At 33.0% G+C, this 15060-nt stretch carries 17 protein-coding genes; 1 reads left to right on the top strand and 16 read right to left on the bottom strand.

Annotated elements, in window-relative coordinates:
• Positions 1-41: 41 nt before the first annotated feature.
• The 9 genes from HMPREF1871_RS04520 to HMPREF1871_RS04560 form a co-directional block, all read right to left on the bottom strand.
• A complete protein-coding gene (locus HMPREF1871_RS04520) occupies positions 42-1169 on the bottom strand; it encodes a hypothetical protein (protein WP_066130530.1) in 1128 nt (375 codons plus the stop codon).
• A 57-nt stretch (positions 1170-1226) separates the two neighbouring features.
• Positions 1227-2816 carry a terminase large subunit gene (locus HMPREF1871_RS04525; protein WP_066130532.1) on the bottom strand — a complete coding sequence of 530 codons (1590 nt, stop codon included), beginning with the start codon at positions 2814-2816 and terminating at the stop codon, positions 1227-1229.
• A 97-nt stretch (positions 2817-2913) separates the two neighbouring features.
• On the bottom strand, positions 2914-3201 hold the full coding sequence (locus HMPREF1871_RS04530) for a transcriptional regulator (RefSeq protein WP_066130534.1): 288 nt from the start codon (positions 3199-3201) through the stop codon (positions 2914-2916).
• Positions 3202-3299: 98 nt separating this feature from the next.
• A complete protein-coding gene (locus tag HMPREF1871_RS04535) occupies positions 3300-3605 on the bottom strand; it encodes a hypothetical protein (RefSeq protein WP_066130537.1) in 306 nt (101 codons plus the stop codon).
• A 99-nt stretch (positions 3606-3704) separates the two neighbouring features.
• On the bottom strand, positions 3705-3917 hold the full coding sequence (locus tag HMPREF1871_RS04540; RefSeq protein WP_066130540.1) for a DUF4314 domain-containing protein: 213 nt from the start codon (positions 3915-3917) through the stop codon (positions 3705-3707).
• Positions 3918-3960: 43 nt separating this feature from the next.
• Positions 3961-5196: a site-specific DNA-methyltransferase gene (locus tag HMPREF1871_RS04545; RefSeq protein WP_066130542.1), complete on the bottom strand. Its 1236-nt coding sequence runs from the start codon at positions 5194-5196 to the stop codon at positions 3961-3963.
• Positions 5193-5975, bottom strand: a complete 783-nt coding sequence (locus HMPREF1871_RS04550) for an S-adenosylmethionine synthetase N-terminal domain-containing protein (RefSeq protein WP_066130544.1) — start codon at positions 5973-5975, stop codon at positions 5193-5195. Before HMPREF1871_RS04550 ends, HMPREF1871_RS04545 begins: the two co-directional genes overlap by 4 nt.
• Before the next feature lie 5 nt (positions 5976-5980).
• Positions 5981-6448, bottom strand: a complete 468-nt coding sequence (locus HMPREF1871_RS04555) for a P27 family phage terminase small subunit (RefSeq protein WP_083505643.1) — start codon at positions 6446-6448, stop codon at positions 5981-5983.
• A 224-nt stretch (positions 6449-6672) separates the two neighbouring features.
• On the bottom strand, positions 6673-7029 hold the full coding sequence (locus HMPREF1871_RS04560) for an HNH endonuclease (RefSeq protein WP_066130548.1): 357 nt from the start codon (positions 7027-7029) through the stop codon (positions 6673-6675).
• A gap of 159 nt (positions 7030-7188) precedes the next feature.
• Between HMPREF1871_RS04560 and HMPREF1871_RS04565 the strand changes: the two genes are divergently transcribed.
• Complete coding sequence (locus HMPREF1871_RS04565; protein WP_198145773.1) at positions 7189-8082, top strand: Abi family protein; 894 nt, start codon at positions 7189-7191, stop codon at positions 8080-8082.
• A 73-nt stretch (positions 8083-8155) separates the two neighbouring features.
• On the opposite strand, the gene HMPREF1871_RS04570 is transcribed toward HMPREF1871_RS04565, so the two are convergent.
• The 7 genes from HMPREF1871_RS04570 to HMPREF1871_RS04600 form a co-directional block, all read right to left on the bottom strand.
• Positions 8156-8557 (bottom strand): DUF1492 domain-containing protein, encoded by a 402-nt coding sequence (locus HMPREF1871_RS04570; protein WP_066130551.1) that lies wholly within the window; start codon positions 8555-8557, stop codon positions 8156-8158.
• Between the two features lie 47 nt (positions 8558-8604).
• On the bottom strand, positions 8605-9948 hold the full coding sequence (locus HMPREF1871_RS04575; protein ID WP_066130553.1) for a DEAD/DEAH box helicase: 1344 nt from the start codon (positions 9946-9948) through the stop codon (positions 8605-8607).
• A complete protein-coding gene (locus HMPREF1871_RS04580) occupies positions 9949-10230 on the bottom strand; it encodes a VRR-NUC domain-containing protein (RefSeq protein WP_066130555.1) in 282 nt (93 codons plus the stop codon). It lies immediately after the preceding gene.
• A gap of 135 nt (positions 10231-10365) precedes the next feature.
• On the bottom strand, positions 10366-12594 hold the full coding sequence (locus tag HMPREF1871_RS04585) for a phage/plasmid primase, P4 family (RefSeq protein ID WP_066130557.1): 2229 nt from the start codon (positions 12592-12594) through the stop codon (positions 10366-10368).
• Positions 12595-12918, bottom strand: a complete 324-nt coding sequence (locus HMPREF1871_RS04590) for a DUF7768 domain-containing protein (protein ID WP_198145774.1) — start codon at positions 12916-12918, stop codon at positions 12595-12597. It abuts the gene before it with no gap.
• A 13-nt stretch (positions 12919-12931) separates the two neighbouring features.
• The gene (locus HMPREF1871_RS04595) at positions 12932-14863 is read right to left on the bottom strand and encodes a DNA polymerase (RefSeq protein WP_066130561.1); all 1932 of its coding nucleotides are present in this window, start codon (positions 14861-14863) and stop codon (positions 12932-12934) included.
• A 2-nt stretch (positions 14864-14865) separates the two neighbouring features.
• Complete coding sequence (locus HMPREF1871_RS04600) at positions 14866-15057, bottom strand: hypothetical protein (RefSeq protein ID WP_066130563.1); 192 nt, start codon at positions 15055-15057, stop codon at positions 14866-14868.
• Positions 15058-15060: the final 3 nt, after the last annotated feature.

The following is a 15060-nucleotide window of genomic DNA, read 5'->3' on the forward strand; positions in this document are numbered from 1 at the left end:
AAGGCCATATTTTTTACTATTTAATAAAAAGTAATTGATACTTAATAATTCAAAGTTTCTTTAACAAATTTATTAAATTCACCATTAATTAAATGAACGTCATCTCTGAATAATCTAGTGTCAGTGTAATTTCTCTGTCCGTCAAAATCTTTTGTTTCAATTGTTAAAAAAAATGTCTTATGCAATTCACTTATTGTACTTTCAATTAGTGTATCATCATAACCTAAGTCACATCTTAAAACACTTATTAATGATGGTAACCAAACAGTGTTAAATCTTCTAAAAATAAAGTTTGGTTTTAATTTTTTAGGATTACTTAAATAGTCTACTATTTTCCATAATATAATTCTTGAACTAAATAGACTTACACATGAAGTTGATTCAACTATATTATTTGCAAATCTTTTCTTAGCTTCATTCTTATCTTTAGTAAAATTAGGGTTATTACTTCTAAAAGGATACGCTTCAAGGTTAACAATCTTCTGAGTCATTAATTCAATGTATTCCCAATCATTAACTATATTATTATATAAGTCTTCTCTAGTTTTGTACTTCTTATCAAGGTTTTTTATATTATTTAAGTAAGAGATAGTAATATTTGCTACATAGTTGTTAAAATAATACGCAATATTATTTAATTTTATTTTTTTATATTCTATTCCTAATTCTTTTAATTTCTTTAACTTTAATAATTCTGAATACAATATATTTTTATTAGAATTAACAATATATCTTTTAATGAATGTTCTATCGATAACACGAAATCCTCTATCATCAATAATGTTCATTGAATCATCATTACTATTTAGTTCTCTAGCTTGTTTATAATATGAAAAAATTCCATCAGGTATAAACTTATCATCTATTTCTATATTTGGATTTACTAGGCATAAAAATAAACTTCCATTATCAATGTCACCAATAAGATGACTGGGAATACCATAATGAATATTTCTGCAAAAATTTTCTGGTAATTCTAGAAGCTTTTTATCTATATTTAACCACGAAAAATCTTTTGAATTGGTATCAACAGAATTAAAAAAATCATCTATTAATCTATCTAAATTTACTCCACACCATGGATTATATAATTTTAGCAATTTATCTGCAGTTTTAATTTCTCCAACTTTAGTTTTATAATTTTCTACTAACTTTTCTAACATAATCATTTAGCACCTCATATCATTTAATCCTATTATAACATTTATGAAAAAAATCTAAAATAATTAGAATATTATTAGTCCCCTATCATCATAAACCGATTCACTTATATCATTTCCACATCTTATAGCTCTATCAAGTGCCATAATTGTGGCAATAACTCCATCTATCTTTTCTGTAGATTTTTCTTTGTCAGCTTTTATATTTCCAGCAGGGTCTGTTCGTATAAAGATATTATCCATCATCCATCTTAGAACTGGATTACCTCCATGGGCTATTTTTCTTTCGAGTGTTAGTTTCATTAATTCTTTTGTTGGTGGAGACATATCTTTAAATCCTTGACCAAAGGGAACTACTGTAAAACCCATCCATTCTAAGTTTTGAACCATCTGAACTGCTCCCCATCTATCAAAGGCAATTTCTCTAATGTTATATATCTCACCTAAGTTTTCGATAAATTTTTCTATGAAACCATAGTGTACTACATTTCCTTCTGTTGTCTGAATGTAGCCTTGTTTTTTCCATAGGTCATAGTTTACATGGTCTCTTTTTACTCTAAGGTCAAGATTATCTTCTGGCAACCAAAAGTAGGGTAATATCTGATATTTATCTTCTTCATCTAATGGAGGAAAGACTAAAACAAAGGCTGTAATATCTGTTGTCGATGATAGGTCAAGACCTCCATAACAAACTCTGCCCTTTAGTTCATCTTCATTAACAGCAAAATTACATAGATCCCATTTTTCCATAGGCATCCACCTAATTGCTTGCTTGACCCACTGATTTAACCTTAACTGTCTGAATGCATTTTCTTCAGTTGGGTTTTGCTTAGCTGATTCACAGGCTTGTCTTACTTTTTCTATTGGTACAGTTATTCCAAGAGATGGATTTGCTTTATGCCATACTTTTTCATCTGTCCAGTCATCCTCTCTGTCTGCTCCATAGATTACAGGATAGAAAGTAGAATCAGTTTTTCTTCCTTCAAGTATGTCAACTGCCTTTTGATGAGTCTCATAGCAGATTGATTTAGTATCCGTTCCAGCAGTTGTTATGAGAAAATATAGAGGTTGAGTTCTCGCATCACCAGACCCTTTTGTCATTACATCAAATAGCTTTCTATTAGGTTGAGTATGAAGTTCATCAAATACGACACCATGAATATTAAATCCGTGTTTGGAATAAGCCTCTGCAGATAAAACTTGATAGAAAGAATTAGTTGGTTTATATATCATTCTCTTTTGAGATGCTAGAATTTTTACTCTTTTAGATAAGGCTGGGCTCATCCTTACCATATCAGCTGCAACATCAAAAACTATAGTTGCTTGTTGTCTATCGGCAGCACATCCATAAACTTCTGCTCTTTCCTCTCCATCACCACAAGTAAGGAGAAGCGCTACAGCAGCTGCAAGTTCTGACTTTCCCATCTTCTTTGGTATTTCAATATATGCAGTATTAAATTGTCGATATCCTGTATCTTTTACAATACCAAACAAGTCTCTTATGATTTCTTCTTGCCATTCAATAAGCTTGAAGTCTTTACCTGCCCATCTACCTTTAGTATGTTTAAGGCATTCTATAAAGGTAACTGCATAGTCTGCTTTGTTTTTATCATATCGGGATGTTTCAAGCATAAATCTACTTGGTTTATATTTCATTTGACCTCCTTCCTCTAAAAACAGGCATAAAAAATAGCCACATGATTGTGACTTCTACTACAACCAATAGAGCCTAAACCCTATTTGGAATTTTATTTTATCTTTGTCTTGCTATGTTTAATTCTTTGTAAGCTTTCTTTAGTTCTCTTTCTAGTATTTCTGATTCTGCAAAAAGTTGAAACTCTTCGTCTGTTAAATTTCCTTTTGATACTTCCCAAAGTTCTTCATGAAGTTGGTCTGCACATTTCTTTGCAGTTCCCGCTATGTCTAGAAGGTTAATGGCTGCTCCAATCTTGCCTTCTTTTGATTTTTTTATTGAGTTTTCAGAGTATCTTTTGCAGGCTTTGACTTCTGTTTCTAATCTTTCTAAAAGGTCTTTTTTCATGGTTTCACTCTCCTTTGTTTTGTTATATACATATTCCCGTATAAGAGAGTATTAGTCAAGTCTTTTGTGCTTATAAATCGGCTATTTTCCAATCTTTCTTAAAGGTTATCTATAAAGTCGTCAAACCATTTAGCTCCAATCTCAAGCCTTATCATTGGAAGTCTGCCAAGCTTATTATATTTTAAACTTACTATCCTTAAGTCTTCAGGAAGGCTAGTTTCGTAAAGCTGGTTGATTATTTTTCCCATTGTGATGTAAATTGTATCATCTTCAAGGTAGTCTTTTAAGTAATCTTGAAAAGCTAAGTCTCCATTTTCTCCTTCGTAAAGTCCAAGCATTGTAATTGCTGAAGAGTCGATTAACTCATTTAAATCTTCCTGTGTTTTCATGTATTTGTATACCATATTTTTCTCCTTATCTTTTTTTGTATGTACATATAACCGTACTGTCAAAAATAAGTCAAGTTAATTAGAGGATATAATGGCTATATTTCAACCTTTGCTCTATATTTTTTCTATTCTATCCACTCTGAAAATTACATTTAACATCGAACCATTATCCCATTTTACTAGGATTGATCCAATGGCATCCACCCCATAAACTGTGCCTAAAGTTCCAACTGGAGGTGCTTGGTCATCTTCCATTTGGATTAGTTTTACTCTTGTACCTACTGGATACGTCTCTTTTAATTTTTGTATAATTTCACTTGAAATCATCTAATCACCTCACATACATATATCACTCAATCTAGGATTTATATCAAGTCAGATTAAAAATATCTTCATATTTATACTCTTTTCCATTTCTTAAAAGGCTTACATCTTTATCACTACCAACTAATTCAATAAATCTATTTACAATGACATCTACAAATTTTTCATCTAGTTCAATCATCCTACAAATTCTATCAGTCTGTTCACAAGCTATTAGTGTACTTCCACTTCCACCAAATGGATCAAGTACAATAGAGTTTGTCATAGATGAGTTTTTAATAGGATAAGATAAAAGTGGAATAGGTTTCATAGTAGGGTGGTCTCCATTTTTTCTTGGTTTATCAAATTCCCAAATGGTAGACTCCTTCCTTCCTGTGTACCAGTTGTGTTTTCCTTTTTTCTTCCAACCATAAAGAATTGGTTCATGTTGCCATTGATATGGACTTCTTCCAAGTACAAGGGACTGTTTCTTCCAAATACAAGTACCAGATAAATAAAAGCCAGCGTCTTGAAATGCTTTTCTGAAATTAAGTCCTTCTGTATCTGCATGAAAAACATATATCGATCCATCATCTGCGAGGAACTTTTCCATATTTAAAAAAGAGCTTAGTAAAAATTCATAGAATTTACTTTGCTCCATATTGTCATTTTTAATTTTTCCAGCTGAACCTTCATAGTTTACGTTGTATGGAGGGTCTGTGATGATAAGATTTGCTTTTGATTCTCCCATAAGTTTATCGTAAGTAACCTCATCTGTAGAATCTCCACAAATAAGTTTGTGCTTTCCTAAGATCCAAATATCTCCAGACTTTGAAAAAGTAGGCTTTTCTAATTCTTTCTCTACATCAAAGCCGTCATCTTCTGTCTCATTTCCTAAGTCAAAAATATTAGATAGTTCATCTGGTGAAAACCCAGTAAGTTCTACATTAAAACCATAATCTTCTAAGGATTCAATTTCTACTCTTAATAGTTCTTCATCCCATCCAGCATCAAGAGCCATTCTGTTATCAGCTAAGATATAGGCTTTCTTCTGTGCCTCGTTTAGGTGGTCTGCAAAGACACAAGGTACTTCTTTTATTCCTTCTTCCTTTGCTGCCATAATTCTTCCATGACCTGCAATAACTCCGTAGTCTTTGTCAATAATTACAGGATTGATAAAACCAAACTCTCTGATTGATGATCGTAGTTTGTTAATTTGGTCTGCTGAGTGGGTTCTTGCATTGTTTACATAGGGTACAAGTTTTTCAATATCGACTAATTTCATTTCTTTTGTTGTAATCATATAATCCCCCATTTTGCAAATTCCTCAAAACCACCAATAGAATTAATGTAGTTTCTAGCAATTTCTACAATTTCAGAATATGGTCTACCATCAATAGTTTCATCTCCTATTGCACAGGATAATTCAATCTCTTTATTTTCCTCTTGTGCCTTTAGGTAGGCATAAATATTAACTGATACATCAGCCTTGGATAGGTCTTTACCATGAAGACCACCACCAGTTACTGCTCGTCCCATATCTGAGCCGAGTTTTCTATTAGTCGCTCCAGTATCAATATCAAATCCTCCAGTCCAATCTCCTAATGGATTTACAATTGCTCTTGGATAAATTGATTTTAAAATTTCTGTAGATACATTTGACTGACAAATAATAAGTTTATCCCCATCAAGAATGTATTTTCCATCGTAAGGATAATTAGAATATATTTCACGAGCAATTAAAGATAGTCTCTTTTCTTCATCTGATGTATGTACTCCCTTAAAGATTCCATTGTCACCACATCTTATCTTTTCTTTTTGATTATTTGATAGGTGGATATCCTGTTCTACTAATTTAATATCTGCTTTGACATCTCCAGCTATCCTCTTAATTGCTGTTTCAATTTCTTTCTTATTCAACTTACAATCTGTTTCTATAATGACATGACAATTTCCATGCCCCAGCAAAACTTCAACTGCTATTTTAGGATTTTCCTTTTCTTTATATGATAAATCTACAATTGCACCAGCTATGCAATCAGCTATTTTATCTGGATGCTTTGGATTTACTTTTTCAAACAATATAATTACCTCCTTTGCCTTAGTAATTTTTCCATCATATCCTCCCCATAGTCTTCATAAACTTCTGTACAGTTTTCTTTAACTATGTCATAAATCTCGTACCATAAAAGGTTGGCTGTCTTTTGAAACTGGCTAGACATCTGTACAAAAGGGGATGCGATGACCCCTCCTGTAGTAGGATGCTTGCCTAATAGTCCAAATTGACTTATTGCCTCTTCACATTGAATGTATCTTGCAAAAGCCTGAGAGTAAGATTCTAATAATCTTGGATTTACTAAGTTCTCACAGTTTCTATGTTTTAACCAGCCCCAAGTCTCTTTATATATTTCATCGGCACCTAGTGGTATTCCATTCTTTTGTTTTGCAGATAGATAGTCACTTGGTGTAGGCATATCGGTTCCATCAAGAACTGCTCCGTCTGGTAAGTCAACTGCATCTATTTCTTCTGGAGTGAATGTTGGAATATCATTCATTAGTATTTCTACTTTTTTACCTTTTTCTATTTTTTCAACAGCAGGCTGTGGTTTCCCTCCTGCTTTTACTCGTCTTCCACCTCTGTATGTTCCGTCTTTAGCGATATTATCACCTCCATGTTTTTAATAGGGCGTTTGAACCCGTCTTTTTGTGCGTGAAAGGGCGGCACCGTTGGTATGGGGTTCAGTCGTAGAGATTAAGACTCCCCCTCCCCCTCGGAAAACTATCCTCCAAACCTATCTCCACTCTTTGCATGAATCTTTGAGTGACAAGATTTACAAAGACTCATAAGATTGTCTTCGTCATTAGTTCCACCACGAGAAAGAGGAAGTATGTGATGTACTTCCTCTACCTTTGTCATTCTATTCTCTTTTAAACACATCTCACAAAGTGGATGCTCTGCTACATATCTTTTCCTTATAAGTCTCCATGCTTTTCCATAACGCTTATGAGTTTTAGGATCTCGTTTATATTTTTCATAGTTTTTGTTGTATTCTTTCTCATGTTTCTTACAGAATCGTCCATCAACTAATTCAGGACAACCTGGATGTGAACATGGTCTCTTAGGTTTACTTGGCATTTTATCACTCCATAAAGAAAGCCCTGAAGATTAAATCTCCAAGACTCTTTTAATTATTCTTTTGCTATTTTAATAATACTACAACTGCTTACTCTCATTCTATCAACTTTACTCTCATGTTTATGATATAATTATATTAAACAAATTTTAGGAAGAGAGGTGTTAAGCATTCTTGAGACTGGACAATTAGTTGAAAAATTAAAAGATAAAGGAATTACATTTAATTTATGCGATGAGGAACACGCTATAAAGTTTTTAAATCAACACAATTATTATGTTAAGCTAACTGCATATAAAACAAATTTTTCAAAACATAATAATCAATATGTAGGTTTAGATTTTATGGCTTTGAAAGATCTATCCACCATTGATATGTACCTAAAACAATGGATTCTTAACGCTAGTCTTAGTGTAGAACATTCTTTAAAGGTTAATCTTTTAAAAGATATCCAAGAGAGGGGAATAGACGAATTTGATATTGTAAAAAATTATCTTTCTATTTATCCAAAGATGCTAGACGAGATAGAATTTCGAAGAGAGACTCCTTATGTAAAAAATCTTTTAGCGAAATATACCCATCCCGATTATCCTATATGGGTTTACCTAGAGGTAATTCCTTTTGGCGAATTTGTTAATTTCTATAAGTACTATTGCAAAGAATACTCTTGCGGTGAATTTAGTTCTGATTTACTATATAACGTTAGGAACATAAGAAATGCTTCAGCCCACAATAATTGTGTAATCCATGATTTAGTTAATAAAAGTGGTTATTATAAAAATGAATTAGTTGATATATTAGATTCTCTTTTACATAATACCCGAAGACGAACAATCCAAGATAGACTAAAAAATAATTCTGTTCAGGATTTTATTTCTTTATTAATTGCAGTAAATATAGTTATTAAAAGTGAAGATTTAAAAACTTATTACCTAAAAAGTATTAAGGAACTCTTCGATGGAAGAATGATTAGGGATGCTTATCTTTATAGATCGTCCCCAGCATTAAACCAAATGTATGATTTTTGCAAAGAGGTTGTTGACATTCTTCAATAATACCATTATAATATTAGTACGAATTGAAAACGAAAGTTTTGCGGGTGATGCATTTATGCGTCACCCGATTTTTTTATACCTCTATATTTTTCAAAGCCTTACTATGAAGTCTAAAGATATGCTGAATTGAGTAATTCATCTCAACCGCTATCTTTTCCCAAGATTCAAAACAGAGGTATCTTTTTTCTAAAACGACTTGAAGTTCTTTGTCTTCAATCTTTTTTATTGTTCTTACAATCTCTTTTTTTAAATCTACCAATCTATCTATATCCCTATTGATTTCTTCTTGAAGATCTATGATTTTAACAATAGTATCTTCAAGTTTAGATGTTCCTCTACTAGGACTCTTAGGCATATCTGATAAGGTCGATGTAGCTTTTGTAGCCAGAGCATTTAAACTTTCAACTTGCTCCAGCTTACTATTAATTCTCTTGTCTAAATAAAAAGCTTGTTTTAAATATTCTTTTGCATTCATTTCTTACCTCCATAAGTTTTGAGGTAAGTTCCCTATAGAACCTCTACTCATTTTAAATTTGCTTTTACTGCATCTATAAGTGCAGCTTGTGTCTTGTTCTTATTTTCTAATGCTTTCATCACATCTTCATCAATAGTTCCTTTTGCTAATATATGATGAATCACAACCGTTTCTTTCTGCCCTTGTCTATAAAGTCTGGCATTGGTTTGTTCATAAAGTTCTAAGGACCAAGTAAGAGAAAACCATATAAGTGTTGAACCTCCAGCTTGTAAATTCAGTCCATGACCAGCAGATGCTGGATGGATAATGGCAACTGGAATTTTACCTTGATTCCATTCTTTAAAATCCTTACTTGTTTTAAGTTCTCTTACATCAAATCTTTCTTTGATTCTTTTTAAATCTGACTTGTACCAATAGGCTATAAGAACAGGTTTTCCATTAGCACCCTCTATTAAATCTTCTAAAGCATCAAGCTTTTTATCATGAATATGAATCATATTTTTATCTTCATCATAAACAGAACCCGATGCCATTTGAAGTAACTTATTAGAAAGGGCTGCAGCATTAACAGCATCTATATCTTTATCTTTAATACTAACAACCAAGTCTTTTTTTAAGGTTTCGCATATACCTCTTTCTTTATCTGATAGATTTACAAAGACTTCATTATTTATCTTCTTTGGCATTTTTAGATAATCTTCAGCTTTCATAGAAACGGTTATATCTGATATCTTTTCATAGATTGCATTTTCAGCAAAAGGCAGTGGTTTATAGGAATATATGATTGGTCCATTTCTCTTATCTGGTTTGAAGTAGACTTCCCTGTACTGACCGATAAATCTTCCAAGTCTCTCTCCCATATCAAGCAGTCTAAACTCAGCCCATAAGTCCATTAGTCCGTTAGATGATGGAGTTCCAGTAAGTCCAACTATTCTTTTTACCTTTGGTCTAACTTTCATCAAGGCTTTAAACCTCTTTGACCTATGAGATTTAAAAGATGATAATTCATCAATTACAATCATATCGTAGTTAAATGGTAGTTCGCTTTTATTTATTAACCAATCTACATTTTCCCTATTGATTAGATAAATATCTGCCTGCTTATTTAATGCTTTTATTCTTTCTTTTTCACTACCTATGGCTACTGAATATTTTAAGATATCAAGGTGGGACCATTTTTCTATTTCTTCCTTCCATGTATCTCTAGCAACTCTTAATGGTGCTATTATTAGAACTTTAGAAATTTCAAAAGAATCAAAGAGTAAATCTTTTATAGCCGTTAGGCTTATAACCGTCTTGCCGAGTCCCATGTCAAGTAGAAGTGCTGATTCTTTTTTTTCTTTTATAAATTCAGTAGCATATTTTTGATATTTATGTGGAGTGTATTCCAATTAGTCACCTCCAATTCTTTTTATTATTTCATCAATATTTCCTTTTGAATCAAGAACATAAACCTTAAAACCTAAGTTTTTAAATTGCCTTATTCTCTTTTTCTGGATTGGTCTTGGCTCTCCTCCAGGTCTTTTTGTTTCAACGAATCCTATCTTTCCGTTAGGTAGAAGTATTATCCTATCTGGTATTCCTGTCATTGAAGGAGATGTAAATTTAAGGCAGAGACCTCCATGAAATTTAACCTTGTCAATTAAGGCTTTTTCTATTTCTTTTTCTAACATTGATATTTCAACCTTTCTAGCGATTGTGTGAAGGTCTCTAAGGTCTCTTCTATAACCTATATATATACTAATTTTAATTTTAGTACTATATAAAAGTTATATATATGACCTTCGAGACTTGCACAATGGCTAAATTTACACAAAGTCACTTTTTAACTTTAGTCCTTGAATCTTAATTCCATCACGAAGTTTGACCTTATTAAATCCATTGGATGAAAGAGCAGAGTAAAAATCGGTCGTTGACCTAACATAATCTCCTATTCTTAAACAATAGGCCCTATATTCTTGATAGACTTCTCCAGACTTCTCTTCAAATGATGAATCTATCTCACAACACTCATTTAAGAAATGCTTGAACCAATTATTTGATTCCTTATATTCATTGATGGCATCAGCCACTTTTTTAGGTAGGCTGAATTTAAAATCTTCATCAATGGCTTTTTTAGCACCCTCGATTAACCACTTGAGAACTGCACCCCCAGCTTTATCTACTAAATAGTCAGTGTAGTTTTTAATATCACTAGAACCCTCTATCTTTGCCTCAAAAGGAATTACAATAAGTCTCCTCCAAGTTCCTTCATCTAAAGCACCCACCTTTGGTAGGTGGTTAGTATATAGGACAAGGGTGTGAGAAGGTATGAACTTAAATGGATCTCGATATTTTTTCTCTGCCACAATTTCATCTGTAGAACAAAGCTGTTTTACATTTGAAGTATTTAGCCTTAATCCTTCTTGAAGTTCTGCTGCAATTAATAGTCTTTTACCTCTTGTTTCAGCAAGTTCTGGTTTGGCATTTCTCTTGGAGTTAACTGTAAGAATATCTGCCGAGATTGACCCACTATATAAATTTAGAACTCTTGAGATGGTATTCCAAAATGTAGACTTCCCATTTCTTCCATCACCATAAGCTATAATAAGAGCCTCGATATAGACCTTTCCGATTAGAGAAATACCAGCTACTTTCTGCACATATTCTATAAGTTCTTTATCATTTACAAAAAAGGTATTCAAGGCATCAAGCCATATATCGATATTTTCATCACTTGGATCTACAGATGTTTCTTTGGTTATATAGTCATCTGCCCTATGTTCTCTGTATTCTCCAGTTTTCAAATCTACTGTAAATGATGGAGTGTTTAACAAGAATTCATCTATATCTAGTTCTCTTTGATCTATTTCAAGCATGGGTTTTGATTCTTTTAAAGTTGCATGGATTGCTCTGGTGTCCCCTCTTTTTACTGCATATTTCTTATAAGCCTCTAAAGAGATAAGTTTATAGTATATAGATTTTTGACTTTTATCAAAAACCTCCATTGCCTTTTTCTCACTCATTGAGGCCATAATATCTCTAACTCCAGATTTCTTAATGTCTTCATCCATCTTCAAAAGTTCATTGTCTATTTCTTCTATCTGTTTTAACACTAAATCTTGAGAACATCCTTGTGCTTTTAGTTCAGATTCCTCCCAATAGGAATTGTTGTAAACAAGAAAACCTGTAGAAGGTGAAAAACGAATTCTGTCTTTATATTCTCTTACAAAAACTTCTGCTTGACCTATATCTGAAAATTCAGAAGGCCTTAAATTTATGCCTTCAGTGTATTCTTTAGGTGGAACATAATCTTCACTTGCAGCTATTTTTTTATAGAATTTACAAGCAGACCTCCATATTTGTTCTAGCTCATCATCTGGAAGTGGTGGAGAACAAAGTGATGCTTTTTTATCGAATAATTCTCTTGCCTCACCTGTATTTCCATATCGAACTAGAACCCTACCAGCAAAATGATTCATAGTTGAGTTTCTAGAACCTTGCTGAATTAAGTCTTGAGAGTTATCAAAATCCTCAAAGTCATCTTTTAGAATTTCTGTTACATATTTCCTTCCCCTAACTATTTCAACAGCAGGATTCTTAACTCCAAAGAAAAATCTCGCCCCATCTAAGGCATTACCATCAAAAAAAGTATAAGTCTCTGATAATTTTTCTTTGATTCCTACATATTCAGCTAAATTTGTGACCTTAGGTATTGGAAAATATATGTGCATTCTTGGTCTTGCAGCTTTTCCATTCTTTTCTCTCCTATGGTTTCTGCTGTAAACTATGGCAAATTTAACTCCATCAAATATTCTCTTTAAATCATTAGCTGAAATCCAATCATCTGGATTTTCTGAATGGTCGTTGTCTATATCCATGGGAACACATTCTGACTCTATAAAATTATCATTAGACCTGTAGGAATTTTTATACTTAGCCATTACATGGTCAAAACTTGCAGCTTTCTCAAAAGACCTAACATCTACTGCATCAATTTCATTTAGGTAAATGCAGTTTGATTCAACCCCTACTACGTTTGAAGTGTATATTTTCAATTATGCTACCTCCCCAATATATTTGATTTTCATATTTCTATTCTCAGCAATCTTTATTTCTTCTGCCATTCCAGGACTTATGTTGTCACCAAAGACCCACACTTCTTCACATTTTCCTAAGAGGACATAATTAAAATGCATAGCAAGCCTTCTCTCACTTTCGTCACTCATAAACTGAGGAAACAAAAGATGTGGTGCTATGGGAATATTTCCTTTATCCAAAGCATATCGAGAGTACTTCTGTGCCTTGTTGACATTATTTTCAACATCTCCAGAAAATGGACTGCAGATATATACCAAGGGATAGTATTTAGTTTTTTTCATTAAGCTACCTCCATTAATCTTTCTTATAAAATTCACTTTCAAACCCATCTGCATCGAGAATAAGTCCAGGTGTCCAGCTAGGAACTATGGACATGATTTCATTTACTTCCTCGATACTAGATGAATCACTTTCTATTACAACTTCGTCATGGATATGCATGACGATATTAAATCCTTTTTTTTCAAGTCTCATCATAGCCTCAGCTAAAATATCTCTGGCTATTGCTTGAACTATGTTTTCTACAAATTTACCGCCGTAGGATTCTATCTTGTCCCATTTATTTCCTACTACAATTCCTTCATAGACAATTGATTCTCCACCAAATCGATTCATCCCGATTTTTGCCTTTGGATAAGCAAGTCGTCTTTTTGAGGGTAGTTCTATAAATAGGATGCCTTTTTCATAGCTAATAACTAGGCTCCTATATTCTTCTTTAGCTCTAGTCTTCACAACTCTTTTTATCACTGCATCTATGTCCCACCAAAGACTTACTATATTTGAATTAGCCTCTCGCCAGGAATCGACTATTGATTGAAGTTCATCTTCAGATAAACCCATCTCAATACCACCCATTGCTTTAAGAGCGCCTAAGGCTCCTTGATAGCCACAAGCTAAAGTCGCTATCTTTCCTTTTTGTCTGAGATGACCATTTACTCCATGCTTTTCAACTGGCACTCCAAACATCCTCGATGCTGTTCTGCAATAGATATCTTCTCCATTTTCAAATGCATCTAGTACCCATTGTTCTCCTGCAAGCCATGCAAGTACTCGGGCCTCTATCGCTGAAAAGTCTGAAATAATAAACCTGGTGCCTTCTTTTGGTATAAAGGCTGTCCTTATTAGTTGAGATAAAATATCGGACGGAGATTCATAGAGAATATCCATAGTTTCGTAATCTCTATTTTTTACAAGACTCCTAGCTAGTTCTAAGTCTTTTAGATCGTTTCTTCTTAAGTTTTGAACTTGAATAAGCCTTCCAGAATATCTTCCAGTTCTATTTGCACCATAAAATTGGATCAGACCTCTTGCTCGGTTATCTTTTCCTCTTACATTTTTCATAGCATCATATTTTCTAACTGAAGACTTAGACAATTCTTGTCTAAGTTCCAATACTTCTTTAATATCTCCTTCAGCATTTTTAAGAGCAGACTCTACATCTTTTTTAGCTAAGGAATCTATCTCTAAGCCTTTTTTATTTAGCCATTCTTTTAGCTGTAAGGGAGAATTTGGATTTTCAAGACCAGTTAATTCTATGGCTCTATCCATATTTTCTTCTCGTAAAATTTCATCAAATTTAATAGCCGAATCAACTAAAATTTCATCAATTAAAATTCCTCTATCGTTGATATTCTGGTCTATCCAGTAGTTTTCCCATTCTGATTGAGGCATAGGAAAGGCTGATAATTTTTTCTTAATCTCCATTTCTGTTTCCACATCTCTATGGTTATATTCCTTAAAGGTAGACCACTTTTCTAAGTCGTGATGTGGTAGATTTCTTGTCCTCATACCATTGGTTTTAGTTGGTTTACAAGGAATAGAAAAATATCTTATAAGAGCCTTTCCTTCACTCATCTTTTGCTTGTCTAGTTTCAAAACCTCTCCTACTTTTTCAAGCGATAGAGGAAGCCCAAGATAAGCTGACCAAATCATAGTGCAGTACCAACCTTGAGGTTTTAGTCTCTTACCTAAAAATCTTGATAAACATGCCCTTTCAAAGTTTGCATTAAAGGCCCACTTTTCTATACTTTCATCACTAAGTGCTAATAATATTTCTTCAGGAATAATCTCTCCACTTGCCAAATCTATGACCTTAACTTCTTTATCATCAACAGAGTAGGCAAAGAGGAGGATTTCAAAATCCTCACTCTCGGCATATTTGTATACACCACTTTTGCCTAAATCAACTGAAGAATAGGTCTCAAGATCTATTGATATTTTTTTCATTTTTATTTAATTTCGTCCAATGATTGGATGCATTTATCAATAGTTCTTTGCGTTTCATCCAATCGTTTCTCTATATCTCTATAAATTTCCCTGATTCTCTTTTCTGTTTCGTTAATTTGAGCCTGAACATAGCCTAACTTATACCAGTAGTAAGACCATAATCCCATCAAAATAGCTAAGATTGTTTCTTTCATATA

It is taken from the genome of Gemelliphila asaccharolytica, assembly GCF_001553005.1.
GTDB classification, from domain to species: Bacteria; Bacillota; Bacilli; order Staphylococcales; family Gemellaceae; genus Gemelliphila; species Gemelliphila asaccharolytica.

Coding starts and splice junctions, on each gene's coding strand:
- HMPREF1871_RS04560 (WP_066130548.1), bottom strand. CDS start 7,029: ATGCCAAGTAAACCTAAGAGACCATGTTCACATCCAGGTTGTCCTGAA.
- HMPREF1871_RS04590 (WP_198145774.1), bottom strand. CDS start 12,918: ATGAAAAAAACTAAATACTATCCCTTGGTATATATCTGCAGTCCATTT.
- HMPREF1871_RS04555 (WP_083505643.1), bottom strand. CDS start 6,448: ATGAATGATATTCCAACATTCACTCCAGAAGAAATAGATGCAGTTGAC.
- HMPREF1871_RS04520 (WP_066130530.1), bottom strand. CDS start 1,169: ATGATTATGTTAGAAAAGTTAGTAGAAAATTATAAAACTAAAGTTGGA.
- HMPREF1871_RS04530 (WP_066130534.1), bottom strand. CDS start 3,201: ATGAAAAAAGACCTTTTAGAAAGATTAGAAACAGAAGTCAAAGCCTGC.
- HMPREF1871_RS04570 (WP_066130551.1), bottom strand. CDS start 8,557: ATGAATGCAAAAGAATATTTAAAACAAGCTTTTTATTTAGACAAGAGA.
- HMPREF1871_RS04535 (WP_066130537.1), bottom strand. CDS start 3,605: ATGGTATACAAATACATGAAAACACAGGAAGATTTAAATGAGTTAATC.
- HMPREF1871_RS04540 (WP_066130540.1), bottom strand. CDS start 3,917: ATGATTTCAAGTGAAATTATACAAAAATTAAAAGAGACGTATCCAGTA.
- HMPREF1871_RS04600 (WP_066130563.1), bottom strand. CDS start 15,057: ATGAAAGAAACAATCTTAGCTATTTTGATGGGATTATGGTCTTACTAC.
- HMPREF1871_RS04545 (WP_066130542.1), bottom strand. CDS start 5,196: ATGATTACAACAAAAGAAATGAAATTAGTCGATATTGAAAAACTTGTA.
- HMPREF1871_RS04595 (WP_066130561.1), bottom strand. CDS start 14,863: ATGAAAAAAATATCAATAGATCTTGAGACCTATTCTTCAGTTGATTTA.
- HMPREF1871_RS04580 (WP_066130555.1), bottom strand. CDS start 10,230: ATGTTAGAAAAAGAAATAGAAAAAGCCTTAATTGACAAGGTTAAATTT.
- HMPREF1871_RS04525 (WP_066130532.1), bottom strand. CDS start 2,816: ATGAAATATAAACCAAGTAGATTTATGCTTGAAACATCCCGATATGAT.